Below are 19,176 nucleotides of genomic sequence, written 5' to 3' on the forward strand. Positions count from 1 at the left end.
GCTTTAAAGAAAGTTAGTCGAATAAAATGATCCATGTACTATTTAATAGTAACCAGAGTTTTTATTCTACAAGGAGGACTAGATGAATGAATCTAATCAATAAGAAAGTTACACACAAGCGTTTTGGCACGGGAAGCATTGTTAACCATAATGAATCTAGTATTGAAATTCATTTCGCTACGGACACTAAAAAATTTGTTTTCCCCGATGTATTTGGAGAGCACCTAAAACTACATGATCAAAATGCTGCTAATTCACTCGAAAAAATTATACAAAAAAAGGAAACGGAACGAAAAGAGGAAGAATGGAAGAAGGAAGCGGAAAAAAAGCTGCATCGAGAAAAACAGGAACTTCGCTTGAAGCATGAAAAATTTATGAAAAATCATAAACTTCATCCCGAATCACAAATGGTTTTTTGGTGTGACCCGGAAGAACGGAATAGTTCCCTTTTAGAGTGGAAGGTTTTTTCAGGTGTAATTAAAAGTGGTATTAATAAGGGGAATCCAAACAAACCCATCCGCTTACACCAAAATAGCGCCGTCGTGTTAACTGCATTAGATCCCGGCATGCCTGAAAAAGATAGACGTATCTTAGGAATCTATATGGTGAAAGAAGGTTTTATCGGAAAGCTTTGTGAAGACGGATATATTCCTGCCCATTCAAAATACAGAATACAACTTACAGAACAGGAATCGGATCAGATGCTTTTCTGGAAGTATTATGTAAATGAAAAATTCCCCCACAGAATGTCATGGAATACTGGAAAATACCGTTATTTTGATAATTCATGGATGGCGCAAATTTTGCTTGATATCGTTTCGTTGAAAAGTGACGAACAGGAACGAGAGCTGGCACAACAATTCTTTGATCATTTCTGTAAAATGAATTTGATTACAGAGCAAGAGTTGCCCAAGCCAAATGGTGCATTATTACGTATCTAGACGTTAGCCCGTAAGATAATAGTTGAATTTATGACCTGGTCCCCAAAGTGTCTACGATACTGGGATCAGGTCCTTTTTCGGATTGTGTTTCAATAACTTAAGATTACCCTTTGCTTTGCAAATATTCTTGAATGACGTTGACAATCATTGCATGATCAAATCGTGTGCTAGCCCTGATACAGTCATTGCACCGACGACCCCGTTGATTTTTTTAACACCTGCTCCTTGCTGTTTTTTTATATTTTCTATGATTGCGTTATCATAATCTTATAAGTTAGAAAACAAGTGTTATTTACTTTTGATAAGCGAAAACAGCATTTGATAAAATGTGTTCAAACATGGTATAAGTGTAAAGGAAGCAATATTTTTGCTTTTTATTTTGGGACAAGAATTGGATCCAGAGTCCCATAATGAGAGGAACTGAGTTTGATTATGAGTGATAATTTTTGGCGTGATTTACCACGGCCGTTTTTTATACTAGCACCAATGGAAGATGTGACGGATGTTGTTTTCCGACATGTAGTGAGTAAAGCAGCAAGACCAGATGTGTTTTTCACAGAGTTTACAAACACAGTGAGTTATTGTCATCCAGACGGGAACCAAAGTGTTCGTGGGCGTTTGACTTTTACAGAAGATGAACAACCGATTGTGGCTCATATATGGGGGGATCAGCCGGAATACTTTCGACAAATGAGTATTGGCATGGCTGAACTAGGATTTAAGGGTATCGATATCAATATGGGGTGTCCTGTACCTAATGTGGCATCGAAAGGGAAGGGATCCGGTTTGATTCTCCGTCCGGAAGTTGCTGCTGATATAATACAAGCGGCAAAAGCGGGAGGATTGCCTGTTAGTGTGAAAACAAGGCTTGGTTACACGGAACTAGAAGAATGGCGTGACTGGCTGACACATGTATTGAAACAAGACATTGCGAATCTTTCCATCCATCTGCGTACGAGAAAGGAAATGAGTAAAGTAGATGCGCATTGGGAGATGATTCCGGCGATCAAAGAACTTCGTGACGAGATCGCACCAGATACACTTTTAACGATTAATGGAGATATTCCTGACCGTCAAAAAGGCTTGGAGCTTGTTGAACAATATGGTGTTGATGGAATTATGATTGGGCGCGGTATTTTTAAAAATCCATTTGCCTTTGAAAAAGAGCCAAAAGAGCATAGCAGTATGGAATTGCTCGATCTTTTAAGACTGCAGCTTGATCTCCATGATCAATATTCAGAATTGGAGTCACGTTCATTTAAACCTCTTCATCGCTTTTTTAAGATTTATGTTAAAGGGTTTCGTGGGGCGAGTGAACTTAGAAATCAAATGATGAATACAAAGTCGACAGATGAAGTGCGTGCACTACTTGATAACTTTGTGTTTGAGGATGTTGAGGGGACGTTGGAATAGTGGATGTTCCTTAAAATAGAATTGGCTGGTGTGATTGCGGTATTGGACCGAACTCATACCGGCCAATTTTTAGTTTATTCGTTTGTTGTTTTGGGAGCATCATTTATCATTAATAAAATGTTATGCATAATAGATAAAGGGATTCACTTTAATGTTCGGGTAGTCACTGTGACACTTAAATCGAGTAATAAAGAGAGGGATTTAACATGATAAAAATAGGAGTTATTGGACTTGGAGATATTGCGCAAAAGGCTTATCTTCCAGTATATAGCGAATTAAAGGAGATTGAGTTTCATTTTTACACAAGAAATCAAGAAAAGTTACGAACGATTGCCAGCCAGTATCGATTTGAACATATACACTCTGATCTCGAATCTCTGGTTAATAGCGGCATTACAGGAGCATTCGTCCATTCATCGACATCCTCTCATGAAGAAATTGTTGAGTGGATCCTACAACGCGGAATTCATGTGTTTGTGGACAAACCAATTACGGATCATTATGAAGGTGCAAAACGGCTTGTTGAACTGGCGGATGACCGCGGACTTATATTAATGGCAGGATTTAATCGCAGATATGCCCCTTCGTATGTAAAATTGAAGGAAGTTGAGCAGCCAAATATGGTAGTCGTCCAAAAAAATCGCAAAAATCTTCCTGGTGAACCGAGGACTTTTATTTTTGATGATTTCATCCATGTTGTAGATACGATGAGATATTTATTTCCTCACCCGATAGAAGAACTACTTGTGAACGGCCGCATGGAAAATGGAGCTTTATACCACGTTGTGATTCAATTTATTTCTAAAGGCGGTACGGCAATTGGTATCATGAATCGGGATAATGGAACAACCGAGGAAATTGCAGAAGTTATGGGTCCGTTGGAGAAGCGGACGGTGACAAATGTGTCCACCTTAGTCATTTCGAAAGGTATGGAAAATATTGAGGTTCGAAGCAGTGACTGGGAATCCACCTTGTTGAAAAGAGGGTTTGAGCAAATGGTTAAAGATTTTATCCATGCAGTCCGCACAAATTCAGAACCTAAAATTTCAGCTTGGGATGCTCTGGAAACTCATGAAATTTGCGGAAAAATACTTATGAAACTGACGGAATAGAAGCTAAACTGGTTTATTTCTAAATTAATTAATAAAAAAGGCCTGCCCCAAATGTACTAAAGTATGACAGTACTGAGGGCAGGTCTTTACTTTTAGAAGAAAAATCCATTTACCTCTACTTCATTAACTGGTTTATAATTAAAAGATATCCTTATTGGATAATAGAGTTCTATTCCTTTGTAAGGCTCTTTTCTAAAAGATTGTTGCTATTGAATAAAATAATCCTATTGATTGTAGCGGAAGGTGGCGACTCCAGCGGGAAAAGCGTGAGACTTGAGACCCCGCAGGAGCGAAGCGACGAGGAGGCTCAAGCCACGCCCGCGGAAAGCGTCCACCTGGAGCGGAAATCAACAAAGCAAAAATAGCTTATGAAAAAGTAGAAGCAAGTAGGTGAGTACAATTAATATAATTGAAGCAAGGGTGAGGGGTTTTATCGAGGATATTCAGCACCCAAAGCAGAAAAAGAAGATTAATATAAACGATCTAGAGTTTCAGTTACGTAAGCTTTTGGATGATTATTTTGAAATGGACGGGTATTCCTTGTTCTACCAATCAATTGAAGCCTTACAGGCTGAAGGGGTACTGACCCCCATTCAAAACAAACAATTAAATGGAAGAACACCGGCACTTTCCTTATATTACTGGGTGAATATCAAAACTCAGGAAGACAAATGGGATCGCCTTGACATGATGAAATTAAGCGATCTATTCGATTTTTCCTTTTATGAACGTCATCCCGAATGGCAATCGAAAGAGGAATGGATGCGAATCCAACATGTATATACATTTCTAAAGTCTGTTTTTGAACGGGAAACTGTATCCGTTGAGGAAAGGAGCCTCGAACTCTTTGGACATGAAAAATTTCTTCTAGACGCTGAGAGTTTTCCTGATGGAAAAGGCTTTTTAGCGAGAATAGGCATTTCAGAAGAACAGTTAAAAATGGTAAATTACGGGGAGCCATTTGTTTTTTGGATGAAGCAGGGGAAAGAAATGAGTGAGATTCGAAGAGTCCTCATTGTTGAAAATCTATCTTTCTTTCATACCTCCATTAAGCTATTGGAATCAAATCTGCTGGACTATGAACCGGAATTGATTATTTACGGAGAAGGAACAAAAATTGAACGGAGCTTTTCCTATTTCTTTCAAATGTTTCCGGCTAAGCCCTATTTATTTTATTATGCTGGTGATTTAGATGCAGCAGGGTATGGAATTCTCATTAGATTGATTGAAAAATATCCCGATTGCTCCATCCAACCGGCCTTGAAGCTGTACCGCAAAATGCTAGATTGCTTCGAACAAAAGAATGACCAAAAACAAGGCCAGACTCAAAACCTCAAATACCGTGATGCATTTTTTCGATGGTTTACAGTTGAAGAGCAAGCACTGTTACTTCAGTTATGGGAGGAAAATAAGCGGATTCCGCAGGAAGTACTAACAAGCGAAACATGGAGGAGATGGATGTGAACGAGTCATGGGATGGATTTGCCCAACGAATGCAGCGATTAAATCCTCTATTTGAGCTTGGAAGGGGTATGGATGTAGGGGAGTTGAAGCCACATATCCAGACTATACTTATGCAGGTGCTCCTTACCATTTTTTATCGAGAATTAAATGATGATGACAGTCGACGAAAATCGGATATTAAGTATATGGTTGAAGATTCGATTAAGGAAATGCAGCTTTTAGCAGACGAAAAGCAACTCGATCGGATTACGAGCGGTCTCTTGTATCAAGGAAAAGAAGAGTTTAGTAAACCTTTTGAAGCGTTATATTACGATGAAATAAGAGGATCGTGGGAGACGCAAACATTCCGTTATGTCACCATGGATGAACTATATACAAATTTAGAAATAGGCGGCTCTATTGTTTATAAACTTACGGAGGTTGCACAGGAAATGATCTTTATGAGCAGGGAGATGGCAGAGGAATTCTCAATCACCATTGAGCAGCTTTACAGTATGCAGCTTATTAAAAATGGGAATTTCAGAAAAGCTATTCGAAACCTCGATCACCTCATTTCGCGAGTGAACCGTTTAATGGCAAGGGAGTTTTCTTTTCAGAAGGAAATGATTAACAATCCCAAAATCCTTTTACTTGAAGAGGAATGGCAAAGGGCTGACAATCGTGAAGAAATCGAAAATCAATTTGAAGAGGAAAAAAATCATTTCCGTACGATTACAAATATGATTGAAAAATCGAAACGAAGGAACGAAGAAGATGATTATATTCAGAAAGAACTGATTGTTCTTCAGGAAAAAATTGGCCATACACGGCAATTGCATGATCGTTTTGCGAAACTCGTGATTCAAAATATATCCTATGAGATGAAGCTGAAAGTAGAAAACCCTTCGTTGTTTTGGGAAAATAGCCTCGTTTCATTCCGAGAGCATTACTATGAAAATTGGTTCATGAAGGAAGGCTTTTATCGCTTCCGGGAAATTGAAAATGTTCTCTCCCCTTTATTCTCACCGAAGAATGAGTTCATTTTGCCTCTTGATTGGATTTGGGGTGAACAAGAATTTGATGAAAAGCACCAATCGGATGCAGTTGAGGAAGAGGAGCCAAAGGAAAGCATCATGACCCAGCGTGTGACGAACTGGGATTCAGTTATTAAGGCTTGGAGCTATGTTTTTCAATATCTGCAAACATACCGTGAGTTTTCTCTAGCGGATTTAGCAGATTTGCCATTAGAGGTGCAGGATTTGTGGTTAGAGGAATCGGAAACGATTGATTTATGGATGATGTTTGATAAAAAGCCGCTAAAAATTCAAGTGATGCATCGGAAAGAAGAAACATTAAGTGATGAACGGGAAATCCTTCTTTTTAAATTAATGAAGGAATATCCCCAATTTCAACTATTTGAGGGCATGAAGATTTTTACAGAATTTGACACCCTAGCAGAACCGCTTCTGTGGCATCGAATGAAAATAACCCCTTTTAAAATTTGTGTACAGGAGGAAAAGTGATGAACGCAGAAACAATCAAAAAAGCATCAGCTGTTTACTTTACTCTCTTAAAAGAGAAAGTGATTGACGAAAATAGTGAACACTTCCAAACCTACTTTGACCCTGAAGTAAGGCAAACGGTCCTTTTATTAGCAGATGAATCGGGTACATATATTATTGAAGCGCCTAAGCGTATTCACTTAGTTGTCCAGCCAACAGGTTCTGTCTTCGCGACAAATTTTACCCATATGAAAGATAAGCATCGGCAAGTTGAAACGAAAAAACACTTCCATCTTATGAGCATCATTATTATGTCCTTTTTAGCAAGCATCGACCGAAACCAAGCTGCTAAAGTTCGTACGAAGCGGGAAGGGATTAGTTATTACGCATTAGAACGACAAGTTAACGACCTCATGATGAATTGGGATAGCATTCTGAAAGGGAACCCACGTTTCGGGGAAGACGAACGAATTGATATGAAGGATGCTGTTACAGTCTGGAAGTATATGGAGGTCGACACGGACGATTATGGCATGAAGAAGGGGAATCGTCGTACAAGAATTGGTCTAATTGCGAGTAGCATGCGGTTATTAGAGACTGAAGGGTTGATTGTCATTCTAGATCGGGATGATATTCCAAAGGTGATTCCTAAGAATGAGCTATTTGAGCGCATCGAGTATCTATATCACGATTATGACCGCTATGAAATGTTTAAAAAATTGGTAACAGGAGAGGAGGATGAGCATGCCGAAAATTCATCGAATTAGAATTGTTGGCCTCAAGTATGATGGCATGCAAAAGCAATATAAGGATACTACATTCAATTTCCATAATGAGAAAACATCATCAAATGGCCTTATTGCGATGATGAACGGCGGCGGAAAAGGGGTGTTCCTGCAAACAATCTTCCAAATCATCAAGCCGGGAACCTCTTGGGGAAAACAAAACAATCGTTATTATCAGCAGTTCTTTTTTAATATTAAAGAGCAATTTATTCCTTATACCTTTCATGTTGCTATGGAGTGGGAGTTAGATGGTTCTGACCGAAGACATCTGATCACAGGAGGAATGTTCTCGGCAGAACAACGGATTTCCATGAGTGATGATGGTGAAATCGAAAGGAAGTCCTTGGAGCAAGAAGCGAAGATCCTTCCGAATATTACCTTTTACACAAGAGAGTTTGAACGAAATGAAGTAGCAGCCCTTGAACATATTCCGCTTTATGAAAACGACGAAGTGGCGGAGACGGAAGAATTGAAGGATTATTTAAAATGGAATGGCTACGATGTTTACCGGGATACGAAGAAGCATTATCGCATCCTTGATACATACGGAATTAACCGTAAAGACTGGGATATTATGAAGGATATCAATAAAGATGAAGGCGGAGTTGGAAAATACTTTGAAGGAGCAGAGGATGACCATTCCTTATTCCAAAAGAGAATCATTCCGACGGTTAATCAGGTGCTGCATCGAACTGAGCATCAAAAGAACGATCTCGTGGAAATCTTCAAAAGTCAGGCAAGTATCGCGAAGGATCTGCCTGTTCTTTTAAAAAGAGAGCAAGCCCACAAGGAGTTCCTAGAGGATATTGTCCCATTTGAGGAGCACTTGGCAAAAGGAATCGAACATAAGGAAATTGTCGAAGAGAGTATTAAAGTGGGAAGACAATTTCTTGGAGCGTTAGAGCATTTGAAGCAAACGGAAGAAGGAACACAGCTTGCTTTAGAGAAGGAAAAGGAAATATTAACAGTTAAGCAAGACGATTTACGCTTTCAAAAAGACAATTTGGAGTATGCAAAAGCCCATCGAGAGGTTCTAGTTTGGGAAAAAAGGCTAGTTGAAGAAAAGGAGAAGCATACAACCTTAGAGGAAGTTGTTCTAGAAAAGCAGGAACGAAAAGAGAAGCTTTCCTTTCAACTTCTTTTGAAAGAGTGGCATGAATTTGAACAAACCATTCGCTCTCTTTCACAGCAGATTGCAACACTTGAACAAAATAGTGGGTTAGAGCAAGTGAATGAAAGAATGGACGAGATTAAGAAGGAAGTATCAGCGGAATGGGAGCAAGCGTATCAAAAATTACAAGAAGCTGTAAAACAGCATTTTGGCTATCAAAAGTTCCTAAAGAAGAAAGGATTGGAGCTTTCACGGCAGGACAAACGATTGACAACAGAAATTGCTCAAGTTTCAACGGAAATTGATTTCCTTTATACGCAAATTCATGCCTTTGAGACGAAAGAAGAGGCACTTGTTGAAGAATATGGTGACCGCGTTACCTATGATTTAAAGGGTTTTATCGAAAGTCTAATGAAACAAAAAGAAGAAAAACAGTCTCGATTCTTAGAGCTGCAAGCAGAGGATAAAGCATTAATCGAAAGGCAAAATCAACTTGCCGAAACACATGGAACACTTGTCCAATCGATTCAGCATTCAGAGGAAAAGTGGGAAGAATTAAAGGCAGCAAATGAGGCGCAGAAGCAAAAGGAAGCTAAGCTTTACGATAAGCTTCATGGGCTGTTAGCAGATGTCTCAGTACCGTTTACAAACTCTCTTTTATCAAATTATTCCGTGCAGCTAGAAGAAATGCTTGAACAAAACAGGCAAGAAGGAGAACAAATCAAAAAAGAGCTTTGGGAAACCCAGCTTGACCATACTTTAAATGATGAACCGTTTTGGATTGCGAATAAAGATGTGAAGGAATTAAAAGAATGGATTGATGAAAAAACAGGTATTGATGTGTTTTATGGTTCGCAATTTCTTCAGTCACTAAGTACCGAGGAAATGGCAAACCATCTGCTGGCGTACCCGTTTCTTCCGTATGGATTAGTCGTCAATCAGCATCAATGGCAAAAAATAAATCAACAGGTTCTTTCAGTAAGAATGTTCAACAGTCCTGTTCCAATATTTTTGCGTGAGGAAATGAACAGAAACGAAAATGTGCAGAGTTCCTTTGTGTTGATAAATGGTACCGAAAGAGAGCTATTAACGGATAAAAATCAATTCACCAATTGGAAAATAAAGATTGCCAAACAAATAGAAGATAAGAAAGATACACTTAGTGAGATCGAAAAAACGGAAAACTCGCTGCGTCGTATATTAAAAGAAATAGATCGATTTTTATCAAATGATCTTTCGATTGATTTGGAAAAAGCGATTAATCAGGAACAGAACACCATTCAATTAAAGAAGGTAAATTTAAAGGACATCGCGAAACAAGCGGGAAAAGAAAAAGAGTTACAGCTTCAACTTAAGGAACAGCTGGAGAAAGCTTTAAAAAAGATCGATAAACTTTCAAAGGATGTTGAAGTGTTAGAGAGTTTTAAGTTGGAAAAAGTCGTTCATGAGGAAAACAAACGGGTCAAGACGGAGAAGGAGAAACAAAAAGAAGTAACTATTGTCAAACAACAGGAAATCAGTCATGAGCTTGAAACGATTGTCCGACTTGAGGCCCAATGGCACCAAACGTATTTGGAATGGAAGCTGAAAACGGAACAAAATATAAAAGAGATTGCCGTTTTTATAGAGGGAGCAACTTTTCCTGCTGAGGAAAAAGCAGACCAAAACGATGAGATTCCTAGCCTATCTCCTTATCTATTAGAAAAGATTAACTCAAGTATGGACGAGCTAAAACAGCTTCAAAAATCAAAGGAAGAGCAGGCGAGAGAATTACTCATTATTCAGGCTAAGAAAGACTCTGAACAAAAGCAGCAAAAAAAATTAGAGAAAAAGCTGAATGCACAAGGACAGGATTGGAATGAGGCTCCAGAACCGAGTGAACCAATTAGTATATTAGAAACGATGCTACAAACAGCACAGAAGGAAGCAAAGCTAGCAGAAAAGGAAGAACGTGAACAGGGAACAGCTGTAACGAAAGCAGAAACGACCCTAGAGCATGAAAAGCAACAGCGTGACAAGGCGAGCAAAAAAGTGACTAAGCACGAAAAACAGCCACAAGAATGGGCGGACCTTGACTTAAAAGTAAAAGAAGTTGAAATTAAAGACCAAACGAAGAAAACAATTGAGAGAATCAAGCAAACTGAGAAACTTCAAAAAGAAACAGAAGCCAATATTGCCGGCTTTGAAGGTGATTTGTTAACTCTATCTGTTATTCTCAAAGAGGAAGCAGCCACATTCACAGATCATGAGATAGAAAAGATTAAGAGTCAAGGCAAAGCTTGTATCTTAGCTTGGTGTGAAGAGCATCAAGCCATTCAAGAGGAAGGCCAGGAAAAGCATGCGAAAATTGAGCAATCATTAAGGAATGCAAAACTGACGATTGAAGGCAAGGATTGGGAGATTCGTTTCAAAAATGAAGTATTATCGACACTCGATCATTTGGATACAAGGTATTATACCCATATTCAAAGCATCGTAAAAAATATGAAACTTTTTTCACAAAGCGGTTTGGAGCAATTAGAGCGGGACAAAGAAAGAGCGGAGAAGGCTCAAAGCTTCTGGGCGAGTCGTGCCAGCATGAAGGTTATGAGCATTTCAGAGGCGATCCGTTCGATGATTGCAAAAATGAAGCTGAAAAATGAGCGCGGATCATTCCCGCTTGTTCAACTAAAAGAGGATATATTACCGAAAAGGCCTGAAGATGTCGAACCATTATTAAAACAGCATTTCGTATCGTCCATTAACAAAATTACGAAGCAATTTGATATGATTGATGACAATAACCGAGCGCTAGATCAAGAAATAAAAGAACTCATTAGTGATGAACAGATTTTATTTGTATCCCTCCGGAACCGATTTCCAGAGTTACTCGTTTATAACATGAGAACGGATAATGCTTTTATGTACGGGAAACCGCAAAAGGAGCATTACTCAACATGGCAAACGATTAATCAAGGCTCGAAGACGAAATCAGACGGCAGTGGCGGACAAAAACTATCAGCCCGTATGGTGATGATGATGATGTTATTATCGGTAAAAAGTGAAACGGACCAGAGTTGGGTTCCGCTTGTCTGTGATAATCCATTCGGACAAGCAGCATCCGCCCATGTCCTTGACCCGATATTCGCCGTTGCCGAAAAGCTGAAATTCCAATTCATTGTCGTTACTCCACCAGAGCTGGTGAAAACGGAGATCAGCCAAAGATTCGATGCCTATTACAAACTCGATTTCATTCGTGAAAGAGGAAAAGAAATTGTTTCCGACACAATTGTTCCCGCTTTTCGGATTTATCAAGGGGAGACAGTGGTTTAATAAAGCAGCGATAAAATCAGAAAGAGAGGATAGCAAAATGTCAGATATAAAAGATGAGATCATTTTAAGAGGGCTTAAAGAACATAATTTAAAAAATATCGATTTAAACATACCGAAAAGAAAAATCATCGTTTTTACTGGTATTTCAGGGTCAGGTAAGAGCTCGGTCGTATTTGATACATTAGCAACAGAAAGCAGAAGACAAATGACATTGAACTATCCTCTCTATGTCAGAAATCAAATGCCAAGGTATGAAAGACCACATGCCGATCTACTGAAAAACCTAAGCCCAGTGATAGTAGTAGAACAAAGACAAATCGGCGGCAATTCTCGTTCGACCGTAGGTACCTATATGGATATCAATCCATTAATTAGACTTTTGTTTTCACGAATTGGAAATCCATCAATTGGTTCTGCCAATGATTTTTCAAGCCAAAGTTCCTTTGGCAGATGTCCGGAATGTGGCGGATTTGGAGAGGTAATCGCACCAGCCCTAAATAAGATCATCGATTTCGAGAAATCACTACGGGAGTATGCAGTTAAATTTAAGCCATTATCCCCGTCTGGTTGGCAAGGAAGATGGATGATAACCGGCGGATTATTTGATCCGGATATACCAATCAAAGACTACTCAGAGGAAAAACTCCAGCTTCTATTATTTGGTCCCAAAGAAGGAGAACGAGTCTTTGCGCCGTTTCACACGAAAAACGGACCTCAACCACATGAATGGGACGGGTTATTGCCTAGGTTTACAAGGCTTTATATCAATCGGGATGTTGCAAAGCTAAAAGAAGTATCCCAGGATGACGTCCTGGCAGTTTCAACACACACATTATGCCCAACCTGCGAAGGTTCTGGCCTAAATCCAAAGGTATTAGAATGTAGAATAAATGGTGTCAATATTGCAGAATATGATCAATTAGAGTTTCCTGAATTACTGGAAGAACTAAAGAATATTAGCGATCCTATGGGCAAATCCATAGCACAGCAAGCAATCCCGCAGGTAAGGCAGTTAGTTGATATGGGACTAGGATATTTGAGTCTGTCCAGAAAAATGGGCACCTTGTCGAGCGGCGAAGCTCAACGAGTAAAAATAGCTCAACATTTAGGAAGCAGCCTAAACAATATTACATATATTTTTGATGAACCAAGTGCAGGACTTCATCCAGAAGAAGTCGATATGTTAATCCAAATGCTAAAAAGGCTAAAAGACCAGTATAATACGGTAATCGTAATCGAACATAATCTTTCCGTCATAAAAGTAGCGGATGAAATCATAGAAATGGGCCCAGGAGCCGGTGTAAATGGAGGGGAAGTTGTCTTTCAAGGAAAAGTAGAGTACCTGAAAAACTCTCCCACTGCTACCGCCTTAAACCACAAGCTAAACATAAATAAAAATACGCGAGATATAAAAAGCTATTTTACAATAAACAGTGCTAATAACAATAATTTAAAAAACATCAACGTAGATATTCCTAAAAATGTATTGGTCTCTATTTGTGGGGTATCAGGCTCGGGTAAAAGCTCCTTAATGTTGGAAGCATTCGCAGAAAAGTATCCGGAATCGATCATGGTAGGACAAGGCAGCATCGGAATTTCCAGCCGTTCGACTCTAGCAACATATATGGGAATAATGGACGATATTCGAACACTATTTTCAAAAGTAACAGGACAACCAGCAGGTTTGTTCAGCTTTAACTCTTTAGGAGCCTGTCCGATCTGCAAGGGAAAAGGGATCCTCACACCAGAAGTAGCATTTGCTGATCCGGTGACAATCCCCTGTGAAGCATGTGGCGGTACGAGATATTCAGACGAGGCACTTGTGTATCGATTTCAAGATAAAAATATAGTAGAGATATTAGATTTGACAATAGACGAGGCTATGAATTATTTTAAAATACCAAAAGTCATCAAAAGAGTGCAGACGCTAAAAGACGTAGGGTTAGGGTATCTGACCCTAGGGCAGACAACAAGTTCTCTAAGTGGAGGAGAAATCCAACGTCTAAAACTCGCAAGCCACTTACAAAATGAAGGACAAATCTATCTATTGGATGAGCCATCCTTAGGACTGCACACGGAAGATAATGGCAAGCTCTTAGATGTCTTTCAAAATCTCGTAAACAGAGGTAATTCTGTCATCATCATTGAACATAATCTACACTTCATAGCGTCTAGCGACTGGGTCATAGAATTGGGCCCGGGAGGAGGAAAACAAGGCGGACAAATTATATTTGAAGGTACACCGGAGGAAATGTTACATGCAGAGACATTGACAGCAAAATGGATAAAGATGTAAATTGATGGGCCTGACTGCTATCGTACACGTGGATCAGGCCTTGTTTTTTGAAAAAATTGACCTAGGTCAAATAAAATAATATGTGATCCTCTTAAAATAAATGTATCGATAAAGATGAAGTTGCAGCGCATCTATACATTTTTTTAATCATAATTGTGAAGAGATTCACAATGGGAAGGGGCAATTTATTATGAAAAAATTATTAAATGGAACAATAATGGCAATCGTATGGACAATCGTACGTATTTGGTTAGGACTTCAATGGATAGAACAGGGTTTTTATAAAATTTCCCAAGGCTTTGATGCAGGTGGATTTATCAAAGCGGCAATTGCAAACGCCAATGGAGATTCTCCAACAGTTCAAGGCTGGTATGCCAGCTTCCTTGAAAAGGTTGCGTTACCCAATATTGATTTATTTAACATCCTTGTCCCATGGGGTGAATTCCTTGTTGGCCTAGGATTAATTCTAGGGTTAGCAACAGTTCCAGCCTTGATTGGCGGCGCCTTAATGAATGCTAACTTTATAATGGCGGGGGTTGGATTATCTGGCCTTGATTCGAAGTTTTTCGTAGTAGCAATGATTCTATTATTTGTTGGAAAGACTAGATATTACTTTGGACTTGATCGATTTGCCATCCGATATATCAAATTACATTTCTACAAGAATGCTGCAAACGAAATTAAAGCTTCCGCTTAAATAAAAGCTGTTAACTGCATATGATAGAATAATAACAGATGATTTTTCCAGTACGTCTCACCATAAGCAAGGAGGCTAACAATGAATATTGGGTTAATAGGTGCAGGAGCCATTGCACATTTTTTGCTGAAAGAAATCAATCAAAAACACCATGAAGATTTACAGATTACAAGTATTTTAGTACGGAATAAAGAGAAATACCAGTTGTTGGAGCCAAAGTTTGGGGTGAAATTGTTTACGGATCTTAACGCATTTCTCGATTCAGAAATCGATATTGTGGTGGAGGCAGCGAACATACATGCAGTGAAAACCTTGCTGCCATCTGTTATTAAGAAAAAGGATGCAGTGTTAATTAGTATTGGCGCACTTGCAGATGAAGCACTTCTAACAGAAATTAGTATTCTTGTTAATAAGTATAAACACTCTGTTTACTTGCCGTCTGGTGCAATAGGAGGTTTAGACTTATTGCAGAATGCACACGCCCTTGGCACGGTTTCCAGCGTTTCTTTGACAACTCGAAAACCTGCCGGGTCGCTGATAGAGGAAGCCATTGATGAAGCAAAGGTTGTTTTTGAGGGGAAAGCGATTGAAGCAATTAAGCAGTTTCCCAAAAATATGAATGTCTCCATTGTCCTGTCACTAGCTGGACTAGGGATAGAGAAGACGACCGTGAGTCTCGTGGCTGATCCACATATTGAAAAGAACATCCATCAAGTCGACATAACAGGTGATTTCGGAGAAGCAACATTTACCATTACAAACAATCCACTTCCTGAAAATCCAAAGACGAGTTATTTAGCTGCGATGAGTATTCTAGGGACCCTACAAAGAATGAACGGGAAACTTAGAGTCGGAGGGTAACTTACTTTTTAGGTATATTAAAAAAAGGCGACTAACCTCTGGGAAGTTGCCTTTAAACCTCTTGAAATAGATTACCAGATTTTCATTGGAACGTAATTTAAGGTATTCGAACTTTGTCGAAATATAAGGTATTGACATTTTTGAAAGATTATGAAAATATTAAATTAATTATTACACTCTCCTATAAGATTTACCCCTATATATTTTTTCGACTTACATATTAAACTGTTCAAGACTGAGACAACTAGTATTTCCAATTAATCCTTTAATGAATCTTCATGTTAACTTTCCTACCCCAACTATACTTTTTTTATCCAACAATTATTTAAAAGTAAAGACTGAAAGGAGTGATAACACGTGTAATCTATTATTATAGGCACTTTACGATTTAGCAAATTGTTTCTAGTCATTTACATTACATTGAAGGAGGAAAACGATGGGTCACGATATTTCAGGTTACAATAAGGCAGGAGAAGAGATTGCTTATGCACGTTTTGGTATGAGCAACTATAACTCTACGTTCCTGTACAGTTTTTTAGATGCTGATGAATATTATGCAGGAGTTAGCGGTACAGGCGGCGGTACTACCTTCTCGACAGAACAAATTGAAAAGGCTTTATATTCCTACGAGCAATTTTTTGGTAGTGGAGAAGTCCAGTTGGAAAGTAATGGAGCAAATTGGGATCAAAAACAAATACAAGATTTTATCCTAAATTGTTTAATAACAGCTCAAAAAGAAGGGAGTGTAAAAGTGTTATTTGGTTAATATGATTCGGATTGATTTCTGAATTCTTCTATTTCGATTCATGTCTTAGTGGTATTTCATTCATTTCAATTGTCTTCCATCCTCAATTTCTCTTTTAAATCCCTTTTAAACCAACATCAAAACATCATACTTGAGCTAACTTTATCCCGATGAAATAATAGTGGTTATTGAGTAATTTAAGGATTTATGGCCAATTCTTGTGAAAAATATTAATTATAGTTGTATTAGATTTGTGAGTAAAATCATAAAAGCAGTGTAGTTCACACAAATTTGCACTGCTTTATATTTTTAAATGCAGTGCTAGATCCACTACCTTGATTGACGATTTATGCTTGTGAGGTGAGCATCAAACATATCAATTATTTCTAGGAATCTATCAGCTTCCCGGAAAACATGGTCCGCTAATAACGGATGAATGATACTCTTTATTTTACATTGTTCGATTAGATCACGCGCAGTTTTCTTGAAGTCCCGAAGTGATGCGACAGACACACGATTTTGATCCAGAAATTGATCTAAAAGCGGAACCGTTTGAGATTGTGGCTTCAATAAGAATTAATCCTAATACTTTTCGTTTAAATGCAAAAATACCAGTTGCGGCTTGCTGTACTTCTGAATTAAATTTTCTTATTTGTTCGGGGTCGGTTTGATTGGAGAGGGAATGAGCCATTTGTTCGATGCGTTCAAAAATCCGGTAAAATTGGTTGGCTTCTTGAATTAGTTGAGTGTCCTCTGCCCTAAAACCTAATCGGAGAAATAAAGAATGTTCCTTCATGATCCTAGACCAAAAACGAATTTCATTTAAAGATGCTCTACAAACAGTCCTGAAGTGACACCAGTATCAGCATGCAAATCTTTATTTCTATTTATTCCAATCCCTCCATTAATCGTAACATCTCCGTAAATCATATGTAGTAAGCAATCTGAATATACTGCAATTTGATTAGGGTTATCTATGCTAAACGTATTATTATGGGGAGGATGTTAACCGATTAGCATAACATGAATCAATTCATCATTAACGTTTCATCCCTAACCGGCTCAACATGCACATGAACATCGAATATGTTATGTTGCTTAATTAGGGCACTCTCTACCTTTGATGATATTTCATGTGCCTCTGTAATATCTAAAGTATTTGAAACCGAAATCACGACATCTACTACATTGCTATTTCCGTATGTTCGTCCTTTAATGTCTTTTACTTCTAAAACCCCGTTTACATTCAAAATGGTTTGTTTATATTCTTCTAAATCCTCTAGATCAAAGCCATCTGTTAAATAATGTGAGGATTCTCGGAAAATGTCCCACCCCGTTTTACAGATTAATAAACCGACAACAAAAGCAGTTACTGGGTCAAGCCAAGGTATACCAAGCTGAGAGCCTAAAATACCTATTGCCGTACCAATACTAACCCATGCATCAGAAAGATTATCTTTTGCGGCAGCCATTACTGCGTGACTTTTTACTTTATTAGCCAGATTTTTATTATATCGATATACTAATATCATGATAAAAGCGGAAATGAACCCTGTCCATGCTGCGATCATATCGGGTGACTCATGTTTACCAATAAAGACAGAAGATGCTGCGCCATATAAAACTTGAACACCAACAATCATCATGATTAATGATGCAATTAACGAAGAAACTGTTTCGGCTTTCCAATGTCCATACGGGTGATCGTCGTCTGCTGGTTTTTGAGAGAGTTTTAAACCAATCAAAACTGCAACAGAAGCAACTATATCAGTGGTATTATTTAACCCATCGGCTTTTAAAGCTTCTGAACCGGCTATATACCCTATGAGTAATTTCAAGATCGATAAGAAGATATAAACGGCAATGCTTAGAATCGCACCACGTTCCCCTAACTTCAAATCCTGATACCTCTGCTCCATTTCGCTTCCTCCAAAAATTAACATTGAATCTTATTGTAACAAAGGGGTTTCGTGTTAGTCTACGGCAACGTTTTTGTGGAATAGCAACAAAATAACTTGTTAGGAAAGAGTTTTTACCTGGGGAAAAATTAGGATGGGCTGCCCCCGCCGTTATCGCAATGAGTGCAGGTCCTACTTTTCCGTTATTCGTTTGAACAGTAAAAGTTGAGGTATACTAAAAAATGAAAGTAAGGATGAAGAATGAGAGTGAGTAGGTTTGATTGATATTAGCAAAATTATTCAAGGGAAAAATTTAACGGAATTAGATATTCAAATCATTCAATATATCATTGATAACATTGATAATGTTTTACAAAAGGGAGTTCGTGTAATAGCAAAAGAAAATTTCACATCTCCTGCAACTGTGATACGTTTGTCGAAAAAGCTGGGCTACACAGGATTTGTTGATATGTATTATCAGCTCTTACCAATGATTAAGAAAGTAGAAATACCGCAAAATACGGATATAGAGGACTTTTTACAGATAAATCAAACGGATTTTTTAACCCTTAATACAAGGAAAGATATAGAAATGTTTATTAGCCGAGTGTTAAATCTGGAGCAAAAATATATTTTTATTTATGCAACTGGATTTTCAGCCATTGCGGCGGAGTATTTTTATAAAAAACTATTAGTGCTTGGCCGTAAAACGATTATAGCGAGCGCAACGGATTCTGTTGGTATATTTGAAAATAATCTTGAGGATATCGGAGCGTTAGTCGTTATCTCAAAATCAGGTGAGACACAGACAGTAATTGATAAATTGCATGCGGCAAAAGAACATCACATCTTTACAGCGTCCTTCACAAAGGAAACGAAAAATCGGATTGCAGAGCTGTCAGATATAAATTTTAAGATCCTGGATTCTAATAAACTGGATGACCGAAATATGCTTCCAAATAGCTTCTTTCCTAAGATGCTTTTACTGTTTGAGTTCATTCTTAAGCAGTATGTGGAGAATTTAGGCGCAAAAAATAGCAAAAAATGAAACGTGTTTCAA

The 19,176-nt window shown here is 38.3% G+C and carries 13 protein-coding genes and 1 pseudogene; 12 read left to right on the forward strand and 2 right to left on the reverse strand.

The annotated features are described in order from the left end of the window. Positions 1–86 precede the first annotated feature (86 nt). The 11 genes from LKW28_RS12590 to LKW28_RS12640 all read left to right on the forward strand — a co-directional run bounded on the left by LKW28_RS12590 (position 87) and on the right by LKW28_RS12640 (position 16,239). Positions 87–941, forward strand: a complete 855-nt coding sequence (locus LKW28_RS12590; protein ID WP_229140720.1) for a malate synthase — start codon at positions 87–89, stop codon at positions 939–941. 432 nt (positions 942–1,373) lie between these two features. Then, a complete protein-coding gene (locus tag LKW28_RS12595) occupies positions 1,374–2,354 on the forward strand; it encodes a tRNA dihydrouridine synthase (RefSeq protein WP_229140721.1) in 981 nt (326 codons plus the stop codon). A 206-nt stretch (positions 2,355–2,560) separates the two neighbouring features. Then, positions 2,561–3,466 (forward strand): Gfo/Idh/MocA family protein, encoded by a 906-nt coding sequence (locus tag LKW28_RS12600; protein WP_229140722.1) that lies wholly within the window; start codon positions 2,561–2,563, stop codon positions 3,464–3,466. 390 nt (positions 3,467–3,856) lie between these two features. Beyond that, positions 3,857–4,930 (forward strand): Wadjet anti-phage system protein JetD domain-containing protein, encoded by a 1,074-nt coding sequence (locus LKW28_RS23140; RefSeq protein ID WP_229140723.1) that lies wholly within the window; start codon positions 3,857–3,859, stop codon positions 4,928–4,930. Then, positions 4,921–6,432 (forward strand): hypothetical protein, encoded by a 1,512-nt coding sequence (locus LKW28_RS12610; protein WP_229140724.1) that lies wholly within the window; start codon positions 4,921–4,923, stop codon positions 6,430–6,432. Before LKW28_RS23140 ends, LKW28_RS12610 begins: the two co-directional genes overlap by 10 nt. Further along, positions 6,432–7,178, forward strand: coding sequence for a DUF6063 family protein (locus tag LKW28_RS12615; RefSeq protein ID WP_229140725.1), 747 nt, complete (start codon positions 6,432–6,434; stop codon positions 7,176–7,178). The genes LKW28_RS12610 and LKW28_RS12615 overlap by 1 nt, the downstream gene beginning before the upstream one ends. Next, positions 7,156–11,619: a hypothetical protein gene (locus tag LKW28_RS12620; RefSeq protein WP_229140726.1), complete on the forward strand. Its 4,464-nt coding sequence runs from the start codon at positions 7,156–7,158 to the stop codon at positions 11,617–11,619. The genes LKW28_RS12615 and LKW28_RS12620 overlap by 23 nt, the downstream gene beginning before the upstream one ends. Before the next feature lie 37 nt (positions 11,620–11,656). Next, on the forward strand, positions 11,657–13,915 hold the full coding sequence (locus tag LKW28_RS12625; RefSeq protein WP_229140727.1) for an ATP-binding cassette domain-containing protein: 2,259 nt from the start codon (positions 11,657–11,659) through the stop codon (positions 13,913–13,915). 190 nt (positions 13,916–14,105) lie between these two features. After that, entirely contained in the window at positions 14,106–14,612 is a 507-nt protein-coding gene (locus tag LKW28_RS12630; RefSeq protein WP_229140728.1) for a DoxX family membrane protein, read from the forward strand. Between the two features lie 81 nt (positions 14,613–14,693). Next, positions 14,694–15,473, forward strand: coding sequence for an aspartate dehydrogenase (gene nadX, locus LKW28_RS12635; RefSeq protein WP_229140729.1), 780 nt, complete (start codon positions 14,694–14,696; stop codon positions 15,471–15,473). A gap of 436 nt (positions 15,474–15,909) precedes the next feature. After that, entirely contained in the window at positions 15,910–16,239 is a 330-nt protein-coding gene (locus LKW28_RS12640) for a hypothetical protein (RefSeq protein WP_229140730.1), read from the forward strand. A gap of 309 nt (positions 16,240–16,548) precedes the next feature. On the opposite strand, the pseudogene LKW28_RS12645 reads toward LKW28_RS12640, so the two are convergent. Together LKW28_RS12645 and LKW28_RS12650 are read right to left on the reverse strand one after the other, a co-directional pair. Beyond that, positions 16,549–17,109 (reverse strand): annotated as a pseudogene (locus LKW28_RS12645) (DUF2935 domain-containing protein). A 137-nt stretch (positions 17,110–17,246) separates the two neighbouring features. Continuing rightward, on the reverse strand, positions 17,247–18,137 hold the full coding sequence (locus tag LKW28_RS12650; RefSeq protein ID WP_229140731.1) for a cation diffusion facilitator family transporter: 891 nt from the start codon (positions 18,135–18,137) through the stop codon (positions 17,247–17,249). A gap of 256 nt (positions 18,138–18,393) precedes the next feature. On the opposite strand from LKW28_RS12650, the gene LKW28_RS12655 reads away from it, so the two are divergent. After that, positions 18,394–19,164 (forward strand): MurR/RpiR family transcriptional regulator, encoded by a 771-nt coding sequence (locus tag LKW28_RS12655; protein ID WP_229140732.1) that lies wholly within the window; start codon positions 18,394–18,396, stop codon positions 19,162–19,164. Positions 19,165–19,176: the final 12 nt, after the last annotated feature.

The sequence above is a fragment of the Bacillus sp. REN16 genome, assembly GCF_020731355.1.
Taxonomy (GTDB): domain Bacteria; phylum Bacillota; class Bacilli; order Bacillales; family Bacillaceae_L; genus Ferdinandcohnia.